At 73.3% G+C, this 18,865-nt stretch carries 18 protein-coding genes, 1 pseudogene and 1 riboswitch; of the genes and pseudogenes, 8 read left to right on the top strand and 11 right to left on the bottom strand.

Annotated features, from left to right (window positions below; genetic code table 11):
• Positions 1–51: 51 nt before the first annotated feature.
• The 3 genes from ACSMXW_RS00975 to ACSMXW_RS00965 form a co-directional block, all read right to left on the bottom strand.
• Positions 52–1,350 (bottom strand): ArsB/NhaD family transporter, encoded by a 1,299-nt coding sequence (locus ACSMXW_RS00975; protein ID WP_485803206.1) that lies wholly within the window; start codon positions 1,348–1,350, stop codon positions 52–54.
• The gene (locus ACSMXW_RS00970; RefSeq protein WP_485803204.1) at positions 1,347–2,591 is read right to left on the bottom strand and encodes a cation:proton antiporter; all 1,245 of its coding nucleotides are present in this window, start codon (positions 2,589–2,591) and stop codon (positions 1,347–1,349) included. The genes ACSMXW_RS00975 and ACSMXW_RS00970 overlap by 4 nt, the downstream gene beginning before the upstream one ends.
• Positions 2,592–2,790: 199 nt before the next feature.
• Positions 2,791–3,282, bottom strand: a complete 492-nt coding sequence (locus ACSMXW_RS00965) for a CBS domain-containing protein (RefSeq protein ID WP_485803202.1) — start codon at positions 3,280–3,282, stop codon at positions 2,791–2,793.
• Between ACSMXW_RS00965 and ACSMXW_RS00960 the strand changes: the two genes are divergently transcribed.
• Positions 3,206–3,649, top strand: a complete 444-nt coding sequence (locus ACSMXW_RS00960) for a helix-turn-helix domain-containing protein (protein ID WP_485808542.1) — start codon at positions 3,206–3,208, stop codon at positions 3,647–3,649. The genes ACSMXW_RS00965 and ACSMXW_RS00960 overlap by 77 nt on opposite strands.
• Here ACSMXW_RS00960 and ACSMXW_RS00955 read toward each other — a convergent pair.
• On the bottom strand, positions 3,642–4,616 hold the full coding sequence (locus ACSMXW_RS00955) for an aldo/keto reductase (protein ID WP_485803200.1): 975 nt from the start codon (positions 4,614–4,616) through the stop codon (positions 3,642–3,644). The genes ACSMXW_RS00960 and ACSMXW_RS00955 overlap by 8 nt on opposite strands.
• Before the next feature lie 461 nt (positions 4,617–5,077).
• Positions 5,078–5,926, bottom strand: coding sequence for a DedA family protein (locus tag ACSMXW_RS00950; RefSeq protein WP_485803199.1), 849 nt, complete (start codon positions 5,924–5,926; stop codon positions 5,078–5,080).
• A 409-nt stretch (positions 5,927–6,335) separates the two neighbouring features.
• On the opposite strand from ACSMXW_RS00950, the gene ACSMXW_RS00945 reads away from it, so the two are divergent.
• Together ACSMXW_RS00945 and ACSMXW_RS00940 are read left to right on the top strand one after the other, a co-directional pair.
• Positions 6,336–7,100, top strand: a complete 765-nt coding sequence (locus ACSMXW_RS00945; protein ID WP_485803197.1) for a hypothetical protein — start codon at positions 6,336–6,338, stop codon at positions 7,098–7,100.
• Positions 7,101–7,528: 428 nt separating this feature from the next.
• Positions 7,529–8,803 (top strand): APC family permease, encoded by a 1,275-nt coding sequence (locus ACSMXW_RS00940; protein ID WP_485803195.1) that lies wholly within the window; start codon positions 7,529–7,531, stop codon positions 8,801–8,803.
• Between the two features lie 417 nt (positions 8,804–9,220).
• Here ACSMXW_RS00940 and ACSMXW_RS00935 read toward each other — a convergent pair whose 3' ends face one another.
• Positions 9,221–9,529, bottom strand: coding sequence for an Rv3488 family transcriptional regulator (locus tag ACSMXW_RS00935; protein WP_485803194.1), 309 nt, complete (start codon positions 9,527–9,529; stop codon positions 9,221–9,223).
• 172 nt (positions 9,530–9,701) lie between these two features.
• On the opposite strand from ACSMXW_RS00935, the gene ACSMXW_RS00930 reads away from it, so the two are divergent.
• Positions 9,702–10,454, top strand: coding sequence for a DUF72 domain-containing protein (locus tag ACSMXW_RS00930; RefSeq protein WP_485803192.1), 753 nt, complete (start codon positions 9,702–9,704; stop codon positions 10,452–10,454).
• Here the strand turns inward: ACSMXW_RS00930 and ACSMXW_RS00925 are convergent.
• The 3 genes and pseudogenes from ACSMXW_RS00925 to ACSMXW_RS00915 form a co-directional block, all read right to left on the bottom strand.
• Positions 10,438–10,752 carry a substrate-binding domain-containing protein gene (locus ACSMXW_RS00925; protein WP_485803191.1) on the bottom strand — a complete coding sequence of 105 codons (315 nt, stop codon included), beginning with the start codon at positions 10,750–10,752 and terminating at the stop codon, positions 10,438–10,440. The two genes, ACSMXW_RS00930 and ACSMXW_RS00925, sit on opposite strands and share 17 nt — an antisense overlap.
• Positions 10,753–10,766: 14 nt before the next feature.
• Complete coding sequence (locus tag ACSMXW_RS00920; protein ID WP_485803189.1) at positions 10,767–11,090, bottom strand: hypothetical protein; 324 nt, start codon at positions 11,088–11,090, stop codon at positions 10,767–10,769.
• An 18-nt stretch (positions 11,091–11,108) separates the two neighbouring features.
• Positions 11,109–11,680, bottom strand: a pseudogene (locus ACSMXW_RS00915) (DUF6772 family protein).
• Between the two features lie 426 nt (positions 11,681–12,106).
• Between ACSMXW_RS00915 and ACSMXW_RS00910 the strand changes: the two are divergent.
• The 4 genes from ACSMXW_RS00910 to hemC all read left to right on the top strand — a co-directional run bounded on the left by ACSMXW_RS00910 (position 12,107) and on the right by hemC (position 16,970).
• Positions 12,107–12,739, top strand: coding sequence for a (2Fe-2S)-binding protein (locus tag ACSMXW_RS00910; protein ID WP_485803188.1), 633 nt, complete (start codon positions 12,107–12,109; stop codon positions 12,737–12,739).
• Positions 12,739–13,716 carry an FAD binding domain-containing protein gene (locus ACSMXW_RS00905; protein ID WP_485803186.1) on the top strand — a complete coding sequence of 326 codons (978 nt, stop codon included), beginning with the start codon at positions 12,739–12,741 and terminating at the stop codon, positions 13,714–13,716. The genes ACSMXW_RS00910 and ACSMXW_RS00905 overlap by 1 nt, the downstream gene beginning before the upstream one ends.
• The gene (locus ACSMXW_RS00900) at positions 13,713–15,929 is read left to right on the top strand and encodes a xanthine dehydrogenase family protein molybdopterin-binding subunit (protein ID WP_485803184.1); all 2,217 of its coding nucleotides are present in this window, start codon (positions 13,713–13,715) and stop codon (positions 15,927–15,929) included. Before ACSMXW_RS00905 ends, ACSMXW_RS00900 begins: the two co-directional genes overlap by 4 nt.
• Before the next feature lie 105 nt (positions 15,930–16,034).
• On the top strand, positions 16,035–16,970 hold the full coding sequence (gene hemC / locus ACSMXW_RS00895) for a hydroxymethylbilane synthase (protein ID WP_485803183.1): 936 nt from the start codon (positions 16,035–16,037) through the stop codon (positions 16,968–16,970).
• Positions 16,971–17,122: 152 nt separating this feature from the next.
• Here hemC and ACSMXW_RS00890 read toward each other — a convergent pair whose 3' ends face one another.
• Both ACSMXW_RS00890 and ACSMXW_RS00885 read right to left on the bottom strand, forming a co-directional pair.
• Complete coding sequence (locus tag ACSMXW_RS00890; RefSeq protein WP_485803181.1) at positions 17,123–18,004, bottom strand: fructosamine kinase family protein; 882 nt, start codon at positions 18,002–18,004, stop codon at positions 17,123–17,125.
• Positions 18,005–18,453: 449 nt separating this feature from the next.
• The gene (locus ACSMXW_RS00885) at positions 18,454–18,768 is read right to left on the bottom strand and encodes a DMT family transporter (protein WP_485803179.1); all 315 of its coding nucleotides are present in this window, start codon (positions 18,766–18,768) and stop codon (positions 18,454–18,456) included.
• Positions 18,769–18,778: 10 nt separating this feature from the next.
• Positions 18,779–18,843, bottom strand: a riboswitch (guanidine-III (ykkC-III) riboswitch).
• Positions 18,844–18,865: the final 22 nt, after the last annotated feature.

The following is an 18,865-nucleotide window of genomic DNA, read 5'->3' as shown; positions in this document are numbered from 1 at the left end:
CCGAAGGTGACCAGCGATATCCCGGATGGATTCCACAGGGTTGCCTTGGGGTCATGCGAGCGCGAAGTAGAGCAGCCAGACGTAGATCAGCGAGATCGCCACGGTCGCCGCGGTCACGATGAGGCCGTACTTGGTGAACTGCCAGAACGTGATGGGCTGGCGGTTGCGTTCGGCGATGCCGAGGACGACGACGTTGGCGGAGGCCCCGATGGCGGTGGCGTTGCCGCCGAGGTCGGCGCCGAGGGCGAGTGCCCACCACAGGACGTGGTCGCCGGAGCCGCCCATGTTCCGGACCAGGTCGCTGGTGAGGGGAGCCATGGTGGCGACGTAGGGGATGTTGTCGACGATCCCGGACAGCACCGCGGAGCCGCCGAGCAGGGTCAGGGAGCCGCCGAGTTCGCTGCCGCCGATCACGTCCGCGAGGTGCTGGGAGACCGTGCCGACGACACCGGTGTCGATGAGGCCGCCGATCATGACGAACAGTCCGGCGAAGAAGGCGAGCGTGGGCCACTCCACCTCCGACAGGACCTCGCCAGTCCCGACGGTGGAGATGGCTATGAGCAGGCCGGCGCCCAGCAGGGCGACGACGCTGGGTTCGTAGTGCAGCACGGGGTGCAGGACGAAGCCGGCCACCACCAGGGCCAGGACGACGAGGCCCTGGACCAGCAGCCGGGGGTCCTTGATCGCCTCACCCTCCTGGAGCGCCATGATCTCAGCGGCGCGGTCGCCGTCGTACCGGAAGGCCTTGCGGAACATCACCCGGCACAGCAGCAGCAGGACCGTCACCAGCACGACGGCCAGCGGGGCCAGGTGCACGAGGAAGTCGTTGAAGGTGAGGCCGGCGCGGCTGGCGATGATGATGTTGGGCGGGTCACCGACCAGGGTCGCGGTGCCCCCGATGTTGGCGGCGAATACCTCGGCGATCAGGAACGGGGGCGCGGGAAGCGCGAGGCGTTCGCAGACCAGCAGGGTCACCGGGGCGATCAGCAGGACGGTGGTCACGTTGTCGAGCAGGGCGGAGGCCAGGGCGGTGATGACGACCAGCGTGGCCATGACCCGGAAGGGTCTCGCGCGCGCCCGCTTGACCGCCCAGATGGCCAGGTACTCGAACATCCCGGTCTTCCTCAGCACACCGACGATCATCATCATGCCCATCAGCAGGAAGATGACGTTCCAGTCGATCCCGGAGTGCTCGGAGTAGAAGGCCGACTTGTCGTCGGTGGCCCTGATCGCCAGCATCAGGCCCGCGCCGCCGAGGGCGACGGCGACGCGGTGGATCTTCTCGCTGATGATGAGGGCGTACGCGCCGACGAAGACGACGATCGCGGCCCAGCCGTGCCAGTCGTTCACGGTCCTCCGGTTCCTTCGCTGCTCTGTATGACGGGGCCCCTGGCGGCCGTCTCATCCGCCGTGCCCACCAGGTCGTCGACGTCGAAGGCCCTGGCGATCGGCACGTCCGTGGAGCTGTGGGCGACGATGGAGAAGGCGATGCACACCGCGACGAGCGTGAACGCTTCCTGAGCGTGCGGAATGCCGGACCGCAGCACGAGCAGCCCGTACACCACCGAGGCGAAGCCCTTCGGGCCGAACCACGCCGCGACCAGCTTCTCCCGCCGGGAGAGAGTGGTACCGATCAGGGACAGCAGCAGCGATGCGGGCCGGATCAGGATGATCGCCAGGAGCACGGCCGCATAGCCGCCGAGCGGCAGCCCGCCCAACAGCCGCGGGGTGAGCAGCGCGCCGAAGACCAGCAGGGCCGCGAACTTGGCCAGCTCCGCCAACGCCTCGCCCAACGCCTCGAATGACCTCTTCGCGTCCGGCGAGACATGCGTCACGGTCGCGCCGGCCGAGAATGCGGCCAGGTAGGGGTTGGCGTGGGTGAGGTGGCACAGGGCGTAGAGGATGGTCCCGGTCGCCAGCGGCAGCAGCGGTTGGAGCCTCGCCTCCGAGCCCAGCAGCCGGAATCGTACGAGACCGCCCACCAGCAGCGGCAGCACGACACCGAAGACCAGCCCCAGCAGCAGTTCCAGCGCGATCTTCGCCGGGGAGGCCGCCGTGCCGGCGGCGGCGGCCGGGCCGGCCGCCGCGATCAGCACGAGGACGACCGGCAGCGCCAGCCCGTCATTGACGCCGCTCTCCACGTTCAGCAACTGGCGGAGTCTGGGCGGCACTTCGCTACGCCCGACGATCGCCGAGGCGAACACCGGATCCGTGGGCGCAAGCACCGCACCCACCAGGAACGACGTCGTCCAGTCCAACCCCACCAGGTAGCGGGTGACCAGGGCCATGAAGACGAAGGCCAGGGGCATGCCCAGGCCGAGCGCACGCGCCGGGTTCCTCCAATGGGCGCGCAGCGTCGGCAAGGAGACGTGCATGCCGTCGGTGAACAGCACCGCGAACAGCGCCAGGTCGGCCGTCACCGCCACGATCCCGCTGTCCGGCGTGATGTGTATCAGACCGAGGAAGCCGTCGCCGACGAGGGCGCCGCCCGCCAGGAAGAGGAAGGAGGTGGACAGTACCGTGCGTGCCGCCAGGCCCGACAGCAGCACCGCCACCAGCAACGCGACACCGAACACCGCTACCAGCACCATGACACGAGCCCCGATCGGAGAGATCTGTCCTCTGCTCGCCGACCAGGCTTCCCGGCACACCGCGATGAACCTTACAGGTCCTTGATGCCTCTTTGACAGGTTCTTTGCGGGCACCTCGGCAGGTGCTGGGATTGCCGGGTTCCGGCAAGGAAGGAACGGCGGCGGGTGCGGTGGTCCCCGGTCGCGGCGGCCCTGGTGCTCAGTGCGCCGCGGCAGCCAGGAGGCGTTCCAGCAGGTGGGAGGCGGTGATCACGCCGAGCAGCCGCCCCCCGACCTCGCCCGTCCTGCCCCTTGTGTCTGTTCTGCCCGGGTCTACCACGGCCACCAGCGGGGTGCGGACCTGTGCCATCTGGGCGGCGATCTCCAGCGCGGTGTCGTCAGGCGCGACCACCATGGGCGGCGGGGCCGTCCTGGACAGGCAGTCACGCACCCTGCGGCCCGCCAGCGCCTCGCAGAGGCGGTCCGCATGGCGCTCGTCGACGATGGCCGCGAGGGTCGGGTCCTCGATGACGTACCCGGGGACCAGGAGTTTGACCATCTGCGAGGCCGGCAGGATCGCCTTCGGCGCCCCGTGCTCGTCGACCACCAGCAGCGCCGGCAGGCGCTGCTCCGCCATCAGCCGGGCGGCGTCCAAGGCGTCGCTGTCGAGTCCGACCGTCTCGTACTCCACTGCCAAGTCCCGTGCCCGCACGCCCGGCTCCCCGTCCTGCCTCCGACGAACTCCCGACCCGCCGCGTCGCGCCGCCGGGTACGGGTGGTCACACGGCCACGATACCGCCGGCGAGCGGTGTGACCCGCCGCCGTACGAGGCCTTCACCGGGCTGACGGACCAGCAGCAGAACATCGTCCGCCTCGCGGCGTCCGGGCTGACCGACTCGGAGATCGCGGCACGCCCGTACCTGTCTCCCCGCACGGTCCGTTCCCACCTGTGCCGGGTATTCCCGGCACTCGGCATCACGCGCCGTGCCCAACCGCATGATGCGGTACTCCGGGACATGCCGGTCGTTCCCGTCCGAGGGCGGCCCCACGGGTGGGCCGCCCGGGCGGGTGCTACTTGAAGCCCACGGGCGTGTGCGGCACGTAGGGGGCTTCCAGGTAGCCGGCCTCCTCGTCGTCGAGGGTGAAGTCCACACCCGCGAGGAGGCCGTCCAGCTGCTCCGGGCGGGACACCCCGATGATCGGCGCGGTCACCACCGGGTTGCGCAGCACCCATGCGAGCGCCACGGTCGCCGGCGCCACTGTGCGTCGGGCGGCGACCTCCAGGACCCGCTCCGTGATGACGCGGTCGTCCTCCCCGTACAGGGTCTTGCCGAACTCGTCCGTCTCGGACCTGGCCGTTGCCGAGTCCCACGGCCGGGTGAGCCGGCCGCGTGCCAGCGGGCTCCACGGGATGACACCGATGCCCTGGTCCGCGCAGAGCGGCAGCATCTCCCGCTCCTCCTCGCGGTGCAGGAGGTTGTAGTGGTTCTGCATCGAAACGAAGCGCGTCCAGCCGTGCAGCTCGGAGAGGTGCAGCGCCTTGGCGAACTGCCAGGCGTACATCGACGACGCGCCGATGTAGCGGGCCTTCCCGGCCTTCACCACGTCGTGCAGTGCCTCCAGGGTCTCCTCGATCGGCGTCTCGTAGTCCCAGCGGTGGATCTGGTAAAGGTCCACGTGGTCGACCTGGAGCCTGCGCAGACTGTTGTCGATCTCGGTGAGGATCGCCTTCCGGGACAGGCCCGCGCCGTTCGGCCCCGGCCGCATCCGGTTGTAGACCTTCGTCGCTATCACCACGTCGTCGCGGTGGACCCCGAGGTCGCGCAGCGCACGGCCGACGATCTCCTCGCTGGAGCCGTCGGAGTAGGTGTTGGCGGTGTCGAGGAAGTTGATCCCCGCGTCCAGCGCCTTGCGGATGACGGGGAGGCTGGCGTCGTAGTCGAGCGTCCAGTCGTGGTTGCCACGTGTGGGGTCCCCGAAGCTCATACAGCCGAGGCTCAGCGCCGAGACCTGAAGGCCGGTCGATCCCAGTCGTGTGTAGCGCATGCCGGTGTGCTCCTAGCGTTGAGGGAGGCGAGTCCCGTCCTGCCCGGCCGGCAGAGCCGATGCCGTCCTGGCAGGGACACCGGCAGACTGCACGGTACGTGTACCACGCATCGTAGTCCCCGGGATCCACGACACGGCGGGACCCCTGCGCGCGAGCTGCGCCCGGAAAGGGGCATGGACCTGTGCCTCGCGTGGGCGTGCGCCTGAGCCCTGAAGGGCGCGGGAACCCGCGTGACCGGCTGCAGCGGCTACGCGGGAACCCGCGTGACCGGCTAGCGGCCACAGGGAGACCCGCGCACCGTCACCGCCCCGAGGGCTGTCCCCGCCGGCTCCGGGCCACCGGCCGCGGGCGGCGTGGCCCCGCTTGCCGCGCGCCGCAGTCCGCCGGCCCCGCCCACAGGCGCCCTTCGCCTCAGCCGTCGTCGTCACCGCGGGCCCCGTCGTCACCGCGGCCCCCGTCGTCACCGCGGCCCTCTCCCGTGCCACGGCCATGCGCCGTGCCCCCGGCCCTCCGCCCGGTCGTCGGGGTGCTCTCCCGCGTCGGGGCGCTCTCCGTCGTCTGGGGGGTCGTCGTCGTGGGGAAGCCCTCCGCCGTCCGGGTGCTCCCCGTCGTCGGGACGCTCCTCGCCGTCAGGGCGGTCGGCACCGTCAGGGTGGTCGGCACCGTCCCGGCGCTCCTCGCCGTGCTTGTCCCGCCAGTGGTGGCGGATGCGGCGGGCCAGGAGCGCCGCCACCACGACGACGGTGGCGATGAGCAGCCACATCTCGGACTGCCGGATCGCCGGATAGAGCGCGGAGATGTGCTGGCCGGCCAGATAGCCGACGGAGACCCACGCCCCCACCCACAAGGCGGCCCCCAGCGCGTTGTAGAGGAGGAAGCGCAGCCAGGACATGTGGACGATGCCGGCGATGAGTCCGTTGGCCTCGCGCATGCCCTCGATGAACCGGGCCGCGACGATCACCTTGCCGCCGTGCCTGAGGAAGAAGTTCTCGGCCTTCGCGACCCGGCGCGGCGGCAGGAACACATAGCGGCCGTAGCGCGCCACCAGTCGGCGGCCGGCCGTCCTGCCGAGCCAGTACCCCATGTTGTCGCCCACGACGGCCGCGAACCAGGCGACGGCCGCCACCCCGAACACGTTCAGCCGGCCGGCCCCCGCATAGACGGCCGCGACGATCATGACCGTCTCGCCCGGCAGCGGAATGCCGAAGTCCTCCACGCCCACGAGGGCGCCGACCGCCAGGTAGCCCCAGTGGTCCAGAAGCGGTGCGAGATCGGCCAGGACGCCGGGGAGGGGCGGCATCCCCGCCATGGCGGTCTCCTCGGAAGAGCGGTCAGTGCGTACACGGCCGACCCGGTCGGGTCCGGTCCGCCGCCGGCGTCCCGGAGCGGGTCCCGGCCCGGCGCTGCCACACGGCCCCGGGCGACACGGCCGACTTTTTACGGTACCTCCGCAGCCGCCGGTACCCGGATCGCCGGGCCGTGGCGGCACCGCGCACCCCCGGCGGAGCCCCGGGGCGACCCGGCCGGGTCGGGCGGACCGACCGCGGTTGTCCCGGCCGCCACCCCACGTGACACTGAACCCGTGCCGCGGCGGCCGGAATGCGGCAGGCCCGCGGGTCGCGCAGCAGCGCCCCGGCCGCGGCGGGAGCCGCAGAGCCGTCCACAAGCCGGTCGGCGCGCCGAAGGACGTGACCACGCCGTACGGGAGGACACCACGGATGGTGACGATCACCGACGGACGGTCCGGCCAGCCCACCGAGGTGCGCTCGGCCCGGCGCGGGCTGCTGCGGCTCTGCGAGCACCTGGCGCTGCCCGGCGGCGCTCCCGGCATCGACGACATGCGCGTCGTGGTGGTCGGCGACGTGCTGTCGCGCACCCTCGAACGGAGCGGTGTGCAGGTGGTTCTGGTGTGGTGCGTGCCGGACGACGAGACGGCGCGCCGGGGCCCCGCGTCGTTCCACCCCGCGGTGGCGGCCCTGGGCGCCCACCCTCCGTCCGACGTGGTCCGCGAGCCGGGGGTCGCGGCCGCGCTCGGCGGTGCACCCGACGTGCGGGTGGGCCGGGCGCCGGGCCCGGACGGCGGCCCCGGCGCCTGGCTCAGGACCGGGCCGACCACCGCAGAGGCCCTGCCGTCCCCCGTGGCCGGCGGCCCGGACCTGCTCGCGGCCAGAATGGCCCTACTCGCCCATCCGCGCGCGGACCCCGCCGGGCTCGGCCCGCACTCCCTCGAAGCCGCGGACCGGGAACTGCGACGGTGGCGCGCGCTGACGGCCCAGTGGGCGACCAGCCCCTCACGCCCGGTCCCCAAGGACGTCAGACAGCACGCGGACGCCTGCCTCGCCCGCGACCTGGACACCCCCGGGGTCCTGGACCTGATGCGCCGGATCACCACCAGCGACGCCATCCCCGATGGTGCCAAGTTCGAGACGTTCGCCCTCCTCGACGGCATCCTGGGCCTGGAACTGATCCGAGAGATCACCTGACCCGACCGCGACTGGACAGGGCCGCGGGGAACCGCGAGCAACCACGAACGCACGGGACCCGGCCCACTCCCGCAGACCCACGCGGTCCGGCTTCCGCCCCCTGCCCGGTCGCCGTGGGTCCGCCGACGCGCCCCGAGGGGCCGCGGGCAACTGCGCGAGCACCACGGACCACGAACGCACGGGACCCGGGGCCACCTGCCCACAGGCTCACACGGCCCGGCTTCCGACCACCCTCTCCGAGGCCGCGGTCCGCGAGCGCAGCCGACAGGGGCACGGGGAACCGCGCGAGCGACTACAGACGCACCGGAGCGGCTCACCCCTGCGAGCCCCCCCGCGAATCGCCCCGGCCGCCGGGCCGGACCACTCAGCGGGTCTGTACCGTATGCCAAGATCGGATGGCGTAATCCACACGGCCGAAGGAGTGGGCCATGAGCGATCCGGGGTCCACCGGGCCACCGGGCGCCCTCCAGCGCCGGCTGGGACTGCTGGACGCGGTGGTGATCGGCCTCGGATCCATGATCGGCGCAGGCGTCTTCGCGGCGCTGGGCCCCGCCGCCCGCGCCGCCGGCTCCGCCCTGCTCCCCGGCCTCGCCCTGGCCGCCGCGGTCGCCTACTGCAACGCCACCTCGTCCGCCCGGCTGGCCGTCCGCTATCCGGCCTCCGGCGGCACCTACGTCTACGGCCGCGAACGGCTCGGCGACTTCTGGGGCTACCTCGCCGGGTGGGCCTTCGTGACCGGCAAGACCGCCTCCTGCGCGGCCATGGCGCTCACCGTCGGCGCCTACGCATGGCCGGATGAGGCCCATGCGGTCGCGGCGGGCGCGGTGGTGGTGCTGACCGTGGTGAACTACACGGGTGTACAGAAGTCCGCGCTCGTCACCCGCGCCATCGTCGCCGTGGTCCTCGCCGTGCTCGCCGCGGTGGCCGTCGCCGCGCTGACCTCCGGCGCGGCGGACGCCACCCGGCTGGGCATCACCTCGGACGCCGGCTTCCCCGGGGTGCTCCAGGCCGCGGGGCTGCTCTTCTTCGCGTTCGCCGGTTACGCGCGCATCGCCACGCTGGGCGAGGAGGTCCGCGACCCGGAGCGCACCATCCCCAGGGCCATCCCGGTCGCGCTCGGCATCACCCTCGTGGTCTACGCGGTGGTGGCCGTCGCCGCCCTGGCGGTGCTGGGCCCCGGGGGCCTCGCTGCGTCCACGGCCCCGCTGTCGGACGCCGTGCGGGCCGCGGGCGCCGCCTCTCTCGCGCCGGTGGTGCGGGCCGGGGCCGCCGCGGCCGCGCTGGGCTCGCTGCTCGCGCTGATCCTGGGCGTCTCCAGGACCACCCTGGCCATGGCGCGGGACCACCACCTGCCGCACGCGCTGGCCGCCGTACACCCGCGGTTCAAGGTGCCGCACCGCGCCGAGCTGGTGGTCGGGGCGGTGGTTGCGGTGCTCTCGTCCGTCGCGGACGTGCGCGGCGCGATCGGCTTCTCCTCGTTCGGCGTGCTCGCCTACTACGCGCTCGCGAACGCCTCCGCCTGGACGCTGCCGGCCGCAGGCCGCCGGGCGCGGCGCGTCGTGCCCGCGGGCGGCCTCGTGGGCTGCCTGGTCCTGGCCTTCGCTCTGCCGCGGTCCTCGGTGCTCCAGGGCAGCGCGGTGCTGGCCGCGGGCGCCGCCCTCTACGCCGTCCGCCGCGCCCGTACGGCGCGCGGGGCGCGGTAGGGGTCAGCGCGGCGTGCCGGACACACCGCCTGCCGGACGCCACGGGCGGCCGCCGCCCGCGCCGCTGTCGGTCGCCCGGCTGGGCGGGCGGCCCGGCGGCCGGGTAACCGGCACGCAGCGCACCACAGGGCACCGATCGCCCACTCGCCCCGGGCGGGAGCGACACAAGAGCACCCGGCCAACCCGGCCAGGATCAGGGAGCATCCGGCCCGGACCACCAAGCGCACCGGCCGGGACCACCAAGCGCACCGGCCGGGACCACCACGCGCACCCGGCCCGGGGGCACCATGCGCACCCGTCCCGGGGCACAGTGAGTAGCCGGCCAGGTCACAGCGCGCAGCCCCGGTCACCACGACCCGCCCAGGCTCACAGCGAGCGAGGTCCCAGGTCACCGCGAGCGCAGCGAGCCCGCACCGCTCACGAATGCGCGGTGTGGCCGAGGATTTCCCGGGCCAGCTCGGCGAGCGCCCGCCGGTCCTCCGCGAGGGCCTGCCTGCCCTCCGCCGTCGCCCGGTACAGCCGTCTGACCCGGCCGTCCACCGCGCGCTGCTCGGACACCAGCAGCCCTTCCGCCTCCAGCCGGTGCAGTGTCGGGTACAGCGTGCCGGGGCTGATGGGGTGTCCGTGCCGGGCCAGCTCCTCGGTCATCCATGCGCCGTGGATCTCGCCCTCCGACGCGTGGTGCAGGATGTGCAACCGCACCGCACCCCGCTGGAACTCCCGCACCCCTCCACCTCCACGCCCGGGCCGGCAGCCACGGAACCGACGTCGGACGCCGATCCTAGCCGCGCGCGCGAGCACCCACCCGCCACGCCGGGGTGGTAACGATCACTTCCGGCCGTGCGGCGGCGCCCCCCTCCGGCGCGCCCCGGCACCGTCGGCATGTTTGGCTGAGGGGATGAGCGTCCATGTCGGCACATCGGGGTGGCAGTACAAGGACTGGCGGGACGTGCTGTACCCCGCAGGCACCCCGCAGCGGCTGTGGCTGGAGGAGTACGCCAAGGCGTTCGCCACGGTCGAGCTGAACAACGCCTTCTACCGGCTCCCGGAACGCACGGCGTTCGCGGCCTGGCGGGACCGCACGCCCGAGCACTTCACCATGGCCGTCAAGGCGAGCCGCTACCTCACCCACATCAGGCGGCTGAAGGAGCCGGAGGAGCCGGTACACCGGCTGATGAGCCGCGCCGAGGGCCTCGGCGACCGGCTCGGCCCGGTCCTGCTGCAACTCCCGCCCACCCTGCGCGCCGACCCGGCGCTCCTGGACGCCTGCCTGCGCTGCTTTCCGGCCGGTGTCCGGGTGGCGGTCGAGACCCGGCACGCCTCCTGGGACGTGCCCGAGGTGCGCGCCGTGCTGGCGGACCGGGGTGCCGCCCTGTGCTGGGCCGACGCCCGGTCCCGGCCGGTCACCCCGCTGTGGCGGACCACCGACTGGGGCTACCTGCGGCTGCACGAGGGCCGCGCCCGGCCCTGGCCGCGCTATGGCCGGCAGGCGCTGGACACCTGGGCAGGGCGGATCGCCGACACCTGGCCGGACACCGGTGACGTCTACGTGTACTTCAACAACGACCCGGGCGGCGCCGCCGTCCACGACGCGATCACCTTCGCCCGTGCCGCCCGGGCCCGCGGCAGCACGGTCAGCCGCGTTCCGTAGCCCTGCCCGGCCCCCGTGCCGACTCACGCTCCATCAGCACGGGCGGCAGCAGCACCGTCCTGCGCGGTGCGGCGGGGTTCGTGATGCGGGTGAGGAGGAAGTCGACGGCCGTGGTGCCGACGTCGTCCGCGGGCAGCCGGATGGTGGTGAGGGACGGTTCCATGCAGCCCGCGAACGGGTGGTCGCCGTAGCCCACCAGGCGCACGTCGTCCGGGACGGCGAGGCCGCGGGCACGCAGGGCCTTGTGGATGCCGAGGGCGAAGTAGTCGCGCTCCGTTCCGCAACGACCGCTTCGCACGCCGGACCGGGCGCTCAGCTCCTGCCCACGAGGTAGATCCGCAGTTCAGCCGTCGGCGCGGTGCCACCGACGCGGCAGCGCAGCCGGAGCCACTGTCCGAAACCGGTCACCTGCCGGCTCGTCGGGCCCACCGCGTCCGCATGGTGGGCGGTGCCGTCGAGGCCGCACCAGCGCAGCCCGTCCGGCGAGATCTCCGTCGTGAACTCCAGGGCGGTGTCCGGCCCCGCCACCTGGAGCACCTGGACGAAGAACCGCGCCTCCGCGGCCCACGGGATCTCGTACGGCTCGGTGCTGAAGTCCTCCGTCACCGTGCGGTTCCGTTCCAGAACCGCCGTCATGGTCGACCGCATGCCGGGCTACCGACCCACCGAGATGAGAACCGAGCCGGGAAAGAGGAAGTTTCTGACGTCCGCGTGCGTACGTACGGAGAAGTAGGAGTTCAGCGGGTTGTCGAGCGTCCGGTACCGGTCCGGGTAGACCGGCACGGGGATCTCGCGCAGGTCCAGCACCGCGTCGTTGAGCTGGAGCTCCACGTTCGCCCGCCGCCGGGTGTCGATCAGCCAGCGCAGATAGTGCCAGTTGATCTTCGTGGGGACCTCGTTGACGCACAGCTCCACCGGATCGCCCGTGTACCGCCAGTCGTCGGGGTCGGGCGCGGTGAAATCGGCCGCGTAGGGGAGTGCGAACCTCCCCTCGAAGTGGTCCGCGGGGTGGGTTCCGGCACGATCGGGTACTTCCAGCGGCGGGTGAGGCGGCCGTCCACGTCGGTGTTCTCGTACCGCATCACCGTGTGGTAACGGACGCCGTGGCCCGAGCAGATGTCGGTGGCCACCGTGCACGCGCCGAACTGCGCCTCGGCCGGATGGCGGTTGCCGTCCCATGCGACGGAACCAGGGTCCCACTCTCGCCCGGCACCGTGAACGTTCATGTGCGGCCGCCCAGTTGCCACCCGCACGAGGTCGATGAGGCCGAGGATGACGCTCCGCATCAGCCGGACCACGGTCGCGTCGACCGTGGGGGCCGCCCGCCGGCGCGCTCCTCGTCAAGGAGCCCCCGCACCCGGGGGACCAGAGGACCGTCGAAAGTCCCTCCGCCGGGGCGGCGGACCGGGGCGCCGGCATCCCGACGACCGTCGGGGGACGCCCCCCCCACGGGCCGGTCATCGGCAGGTAAAGAGGGGTAAGCCCGGATAGCTTCCGCGCACCTCACCGCGGCCGAAACCGGCCTTGAGCGTGGCCACCGGCGTGCCCAGACTGACACCCCGGGCGCGCCCGCATGGTGAGCGGCCCGCGTCCATACACCCGGTCCCCGGCCGGCCGAGGCGGGGGACGGCCCCTATGTGCCGGGAGAGGCCATGCGCGGACAGGACAGACCGGAACCACCAGGGCACGGCGGTGTCTCCCGGCGCGGCTTCCTCGGCCGCACCGGCGTCGTGGTGGCCACCGCCGGTGCCACCTCGGCGCCCCTCGCCGCCGAGACAGCCGAGGCCGCCGCGGCACCCGCCGACGCCCCCGGCGAGCACCTCGTCACCGTGCGCATGAGGGTCAACGGCCGCGCCCGCACCCTGCGACTCGACCCGAGGTCGACCCTGCTGGACGTGCTCAGGAACCGGCTCGACCTGACCGGCACGAAGAAGGGCTGCGACCGCGGGCAGTGCGGCGCGTGCACCGTGCACGTCGACGGCCGCCGCGTGGTGTCCTGCCTGACGCTCGCGGCCACCCTGGACGGCCGCGACGTCACCACCATCGAAGGACTCGCCGACGGCGACGAACTCCACCCCATGCAGGAGGCGTTCCTCGCCCACGACGGCTTCCAGTGCGGCTTCTGCACGCCCGGTCAGATCATGTCCGCCGTCTGCCTCGCCGACGAGGGGCACGACGGATCCGACGACGAGATCCGCGAGTACATGTCCGGCAACATCTGCCGGTGCAGCGCGTACCCGTTCATCGTCGACGCCATCAAGGACGCGGGGCGGGGGAACGGCTGATGCGCGCCTACGAGTTCGCCACCCCGGGCAGCGTCCGCGACGCCCTGGACCGCGCCGGCGACACCACCGCCTACCTGGCCGGCGGCACCACCCTCGTCGACCTGATGAAGCTGGAGGTGCTCACGCCCGACCGGGTGCTGGACATCCGCCGCCTCCCGCTGCGCGGCATCGCCCTCGACGACGAGGGACTGCACATCGGTGCCCTGGAGCACATGAGCGACGTCGCCGAGCACCCCCTCGTCCGCCGCCACTACCCCGTCATCGGCGAGGCGCTCCGGCTCAGCGCCTCACAGCAGGTGCGGAACATGGCCACCCTCGGCGGAAACCTCCTGCAGCGCACCCGCTGCGGCTACTTCCGCGACATCTCCACTCCCTGCAACAAACGCGAGCCGGGCAGCGGCTGCGGTGCCCTCGACGGGGTCAACCGCCACCACGCCGTACTCGGCACCAGCGACGCCTGCGTGGCCACCCATCCCAGCGATGTCGCCGTCGCCCTGGTCGCCCTGGACACCCGGCTCCACCTGCACGGACCCGCCGGCACCCGCACCGTGCCGCTCGGCACCTTCTACCGGCTGCCCGGCGGCACCCCGCACCTGGAGAACCGCCTGCGGCCCCGGGAACTCGTCACCGGGCTCACCGTCCCCCCACTCGACTGGGCCGCCCGCTCCACCTACGTCAAGGTCCGCGACCGCGAGTCGTTCGACTTCGCCCTCGCCTCCGCAGCCGTCGCCCTGCACCTGCGCGGCACCCGCATCGTCGAGGCACGCGTCGCCGCGGGCGGCGTCGGCACCCGGCCCTGGCGGCTCCCCACCGTCGAGGAGGCCCTGGCGGGACGGCCGGCCACCGCCGCCACCTACGAGCGTGCGGCGGCCCACGCCGCGGACGGTGCCCGCACCCTCACCGGCAACGCCTTCAAACCGGAACTGCTCCGGCGCACCGTGGTGCGCGCCCTGACCCGCCTGGGAGACGCCCGATGACCACCTCTCCCGTGGGCCGTGACATCCAGCGCGTCGACGGCCGCCTCAAGGTCACCGGCCGCGCCCCCTACGCCGCCGACCAGCGGATCGAGCACACCGCCCACGCCGCCCTCGTCCTCAGCACCATCGGCAAGGGCCGCATCCGCGGTATGGACACCGCCGCCGCGTCCGCCGCCCCCGGTGTGCTCGCCGTCCACACCCCCTTCGCGCCCCTGAAGCTCTACGCCCCGCGGGGCGGCTTCGGCGAGACGCGCGCGCCCCTGCAGGACGACGCGGTCCGCTACCACGGCCAGATCATCGGCATGGTGGTGGCCGAGACCTTCGAGCAGGCCCGCGACGCCGCCCTGCTCGTCCGCACCGCCTACGACGCGGAGCCCGTACGGGCCTCGCTGCACGACGGGCTGCCCGGCACCCCGCCGCCCGGCGGCCGCGGGCCGGGCGGCGCCGGCGCCCCCACCACGGTCCTGGCCGACGGCATGCACTCCATCGACGACGCCCTGCGCGCCAGTGACGTCGTCGTCGAGACCACCGTCACCCAGCCGATCCACCACCACGCGGCCATGGAGCCGCACGCCACCACCGCCGTCTGGCGCGACGACCACCTCACGGTCTACTGCGGCACCCAGGCGCCCGGAATGTACGCGTCGGGCATCGCCGGCCAACTCGGCGTCGAGACCGACCGGGTCCGTGTCATCAGCCCCTACGTCGGCGGCGGGTTCGGCGGCAAGGCCGGCGCCCTCGGCGACGCCGCGCTGGTGGCCGCCGCGGCCCGCGACCTCGGCCGCCCCGTCACCCTCAGCCTCGCCCGCGAGCAGGTCTTCACCCTCGGCGGACACCGCTCCACCCTGACCCAGACGGTCCGCCTCGGTGCCTCCCACGACGGTGTCCTCAACGCCGTCAGCCACACCTCCGCCGCCTCCTACTCAGCCTCGGGCGGCTGGGTGCTCACCCCGGCCTCCGGCACGTCCGGCGTGTTCTACAAGACGCCCAACCTCGCCATCGACGAACGCGTCGTCACCCTGGACGTGCCGCCGGCCGCCGCCATGCGCGCCCCCGGTGAGGCCCCCGGCTCGTTCGCCCTGGAGACGGCGATGGACGAACTCGCCGTCGCCACCGGTACCGACCCCGTCCGACTCCGGCTGAAGAACCACGCCACCGTCCAGCCCGGCACCAGCACCCCCTGGTCCAGCAAGTACCTGCGCGACTGCTACCTGATCGGCGCCGAGCGCTTCGGCTGGTCGGAGCGCCGGGGCGCACCAGGCACCCGGCGGGACGGCGAATGGCTGGTCGGCACCGGCATGGCCACCGCCGTCTACCCCGCAGGACGGATGCCCGCCACGGTCCGCGTTCGCTTCCGCGACGACGGCACCGTCGCCGTCGCCACCGGCGCCGCCGACATCGGCACCGGCGCCTGGACGATGGTGGCCATCGTCGCCGCCGACGCCCTCGGGCTGCCGCTGGACCGGATCGAGCCGCAGATCGGCGACTCCGCCCTGCCGCCCGGCGCCCCCGCCTTCGGCTCCATGACCACCGGAAGCACCGCGCCCGCCGTACAGGCCGCCGCCACCGCCGCGGTCAGGGCACTGCTGCAGTTCGCCGTCGACACCCCCTCGTCGCCCTTCCACGGCCAGGACCCGGCCGCCCTCCGCTACCGGGACGGCCGGGTCGAGGGAGACGGCGCCTCCGCCACCTTCTCGCGCCTGCTGACGGGTTCAGGCACGCACTCCGTGGCGGCCACCGCCGGGGCGGCACGGGGCGGTGAGGGCACCAAGTACGCCTTCCACAGCTTCGGCGCCCACTTCTGCGAGGTCCGCGTCAACCGCTTCACGGGCGAGCCCCGGGTCAGCCGGTTCACGACCGTCGTCGACGTGGGCCGCGTCGTCAACGCCAAGACCACCCGCAGCCAGATCGTCGGCGGAGTGATCTTCGGCATCGGGCAAGCGCTCCTGGAGCACGATCCGCTGGAGGAGCACACCGGACGCCTCGCCGCCGCCGGCCTCGGCGAGTACCTGGTCCCCGTCAACGCCGACATCCCGCCGATCGACGTCCACTGGCTCGACCACCCGGACCCGCACTACAGCGAGTTCGGCGCCCGGGGCCTCGGCGAACTCGGCACCGTCGGCTCGGCCGCGGCCGTCGCCAACGCCGTGCACGACGCGACGGGGATCCGCGTGCGGGACCTGCCCATCACCCTGGACAAGCTGCTGGGATGACGTCCCGCGCGGGCGCCGGTGCGCGCGTCCGGAAAGCGCCGGCGCCACCCGGCGGGGGCCGGGGCGGGCGGGCGACGGACCAGGCCGGGAGGCTAGAGTGAACGGGTGGCGGTTCCTGATCTGATTCGTATTGTCTCGCGTGATTCGCCGATGGCGCTGGCGCAGGTGGAGCGGGTGCGCGCGGAGCTGGCAGCGCGGCACCCCGGCCTGAGGACCGAGGTCGTCCCGGTGAAGACGACGGGCGACAAGTGGCTCGGCGCCCTCTCCCAGGTCGAGGGCAAGGGCGCGTTCACCAAAGAGGTCGACGCCGCCCTGCTGGCCGGAGAGGCCGACCTCGCCGTGCACTGCGTCAAGGACGTCCCGGCCGACCGCCCGCTGCCCGCCGGCACCGTCTTCGCCGCCTTCCTCAAGCGCGACGACATCCGGGACGCCCTCATCCACCCCGACGGCCTCACCCTCGACCAACTCCCCGCGGGCACCCGCGTGGGCACCTCCGCGGTGCGCCGCCGCGCCCAACTGGCCGTGCTCAGGCCCGACCTGGAGTGCGTGCCGATGCGGGGCAACGTCGGCCGCCGCCTGGAGCGCCTCGCCGCCGGCGACGCGGACGCCCTGCTGCTGGCGGCCTGCGGCCTCGAACGGCTCGGCCACAGCGAGCTGATCAGCGACGTGCTCTCCGCCGAGCTGATGATGCCCCCGGTGGGGGCCGGCATCCTGGTGCTGCAGTGCCGCGAGGACGACACCGACCTGATCGACACGATCAGCGACCTCAACGACCCCGCGACGCACCGCGAGGCGACGGCCGAACGCATGCTGCTGCACGTCCTCCAGGGCCACTGCAACAGCCCCATCGCCGGCTACGCCCGCAACGAGCCCGACGGCAACCTCTCCCTGCGCGCCTGCGTCTTCAGCCCGGACGGCAAGACGGTCCTCCCGGCCCACGAATGGGCCGGCCGTCTCGACCCGGCGACCCTGGGCACCTCGGTGGCCGTGGCGCTGCTCCGCCAGGGCGCCCGCGAGGTCATCGACTCCATCGCCCACTGAGCCTGTGCCGTCCATCGTCCGCCCAGGGCGGCCCCGCCCGTCGAGCCCCTTGCCGCGCTGCTGCCCGGCGGGGGGCGCCGAGCGCTACCGCGACCCGTAGGACCCCACGGCAACCGGCGAAGCCGACACGGACCCCACCGTCGCCCTGCGGGTCAGGCGGTGAGGGCCGCCCGGGCCGCCGCGAGCGCCTGCTCGGCATAGCCGCGGCCGAAGAGCACCGTGTGCACGAGAAGCGGGAAGAGCTGGTGCAGGGGGATGCGGTCACGCCAGCCGTCGGCGAGCGGCGCCGCCTGCCGGTAGCCGTCCAGGACCTGGTCCAGGTGGGGGCAGCCGAAGAGGTGGAGCATGGCGAGGTCGCTCTCACGGTGCCCGCCGTGGGCGGCGGGGTCGATCAGCCACACGTGGCCGTCCGCGCCCCACAGCACGTTGCCGTTCCACAGGTCGCCGTGCAGGCGCGCCGGCGGCTCGGCCGGGCCGGCCAGCTCGGGCAGCCGCTCGCAGACGGTCTCGATGACGGCCGCCTCGGACCGGCGGACGGTGCCCGCGTCGACCGCGCGCCGCAGATAGGGCAGCACACGGTGCTCGGCGAACCAGCGCGGCCACTGCGCGCCGGGGACGTTGCGCAGCGGGGCGAGCCCGATCCAGGCGTCCTCGGGGCCGCCCGGTGGCGGTGCGCCGAAGGCGGGCGCGCCGGAGGCGTGCAGCGTGGCCAGATTGCGGCCGAAGCGGGCGGCAGCCCCGGCGCTCGGCCGGCCGGCCGGGACCCTCTGAACCACCAGCAGGTCCCCGTCCCGGCCGTGCACGGCCGGCACCCGGACCGCACCGGCCTCGGCGAGCCAGCGCAGCCCCGCGGCCTCCGCCCGCGCCGCGCCGGGACCGTCGCCGTGCTTGACGACCACGGTCTGTCCGTCGTCGAGGGTGACCTCCGTGAGCCCGCCGGACAGCGGGCGCTCCGCGGCCACCGCACGGCCGGTGACCCGGGCCGCCACGGTGCCCGGCCCCCGGTCGCCACCGGAGGGCGTTCGGACGGTCATACGCCGGGCCTCCCGCACATCACGTGTGGGAGGAGCCATGGGAAGAGCCACCCGCACATGCCGTGTGTGAAGAAGGGCCGTTCGGCACGCTCAGTGTCGCCTGGGCCTTCCGCTGTACCGCCGGACATGTTCTGCATCCTTTGGGAGAGTCCGTGAACGATCACGTGTTCGGGCATACCTTCCCTCCTGCGGGTCACACGACCAGTGCGCCGCGAGGGCTTCTCGAAGCGCTCAACTTCCCTTGTGAATCCCGGGAGTTGATGTTCCTCTCTCGATCCTTGAGGAGAAGGTCATGGACTTTGCCGCCACTGTGAGTGTGTTCGTCGCCGTCGCCGGTTGCATCGGGATCCTCTGACGAGCAAGCCGCTGCTCGGGGCAGCACGGGCGTGGGCCCGGCCACCCGGCCGGGCCCTGCTCGCCCGCCCGCGTCCAGGGCGCCCCGGGGCCCGTCACCGCACCAGCTTCAGGCCCGCCACACAGCCGACGATGCCGGCCAGCAGCACCACCTTCAGCGCGCTGACGGACTCGCCCCCGAAGACCATGGCGTACGTGGCGGTGAGCGCCGCGCCGATGCCCACCCAGACCGCGTACCCGGTGCCCACGGGCACCGTCCGCAGTGCGTACGCCAGGCCCGTCATGCTGAGGGCCAGGCCGAGGGCGAAGACGACCGTCGGCAGCGGACGGCTGAAGCCGTGCGACTTTCCCAGCGCGGTTGCCCACACGGCCTCCAGCACACCGGAGGCCACCAGGACGATCCATGCCATGTCGGACTCCCCTGCGCCGTCTTGTCATCGGCTGGGTACGGCGCACCTCGTCCAGGAGCTGATCGAGCTCTGTCCGCCATGTTTTCACATGCCACGG

This window comes from Streptomyces sp. DSM 116793 (genome assembly GCF_057320905.1).
The sequence above is the reverse complement of the archived record's forward strand: the minus strand, read 5'-3'. Positions and strand labels throughout refer to the sequence as shown.

Bases quoted from the DNA above. Each gene is read 5' to 3' on its own strand.
- ACSMXW_RS00970 (WP_485803204.1), bottom strand. From the start codon at position 2,591: ATGGTGCTGGTAGCGGTGTTCGGTGTCGCGTTGCTGGTGGCGGTGCTG.
- ACSMXW_RS00955 (WP_485803200.1), bottom strand. From the start codon at position 4,616: ATGCGCTACACACGACTGGGATCGACCGGCCTTCAGGTCTCGGCGCTG.
- ACSMXW_RS00950 (WP_485803199.1), bottom strand. From the start codon at position 5,926: ATGGCGGGGATGCCGCCCCTCCCCGGCGTCCTGGCCGATCTCGCACCG.
- ACSMXW_RS00945 (WP_485803197.1), top strand. From the start codon at position 6,336: ATGGTGACGATCACCGACGGACGGTCCGGCCAGCCCACCGAGGTGCGC.
- ACSMXW_RS00940 (WP_485803195.1), top strand. From the start codon at position 7,529: ATGAGCGATCCGGGGTCCACCGGGCCACCGGGCGCCCTCCAGCGCCGG.
- ACSMXW_RS00930 (WP_485803192.1), top strand. From the start codon at position 9,702: ATGAGCGTCCATGTCGGCACATCGGGGTGGCAGTACAAGGACTGGCGG.
- ACSMXW_RS00920 (WP_485803189.1), bottom strand. From the start codon at position 11,090: ATGACGGCGGTTCTGGAACGGAACCGCACGGTGACGGAGGACTTCAGC.
- ACSMXW_RS00910 (WP_485803188.1), top strand. From the start codon at position 12,107: ATGCGCGGACAGGACAGACCGGAACCACCAGGGCACGGCGGTGTCTCC.
- ACSMXW_RS00905 (WP_485803186.1), top strand. From the start codon at position 12,739: ATGCGCGCCTACGAGTTCGCCACCCCGGGCAGCGTCCGCGACGCCCTG.
- ACSMXW_RS00900 (WP_485803184.1), top strand. From the start codon at position 13,713: ATGACCACCTCTCCCGTGGGCCGTGACATCCAGCGCGTCGACGGCCGC.
- ACSMXW_RS00890 (WP_485803181.1), bottom strand. From the start codon at position 18,004: ATGACCGTCCGAACGCCCTCCGGTGGCGACCGGGGGCCGGGCACCGTG.
- ACSMXW_RS00885 (WP_485803179.1), bottom strand. From the start codon at position 18,768: ATGGCATGGATCGTCCTGGTGGCCTCCGGTGTGCTGGAGGCCGTGTGG.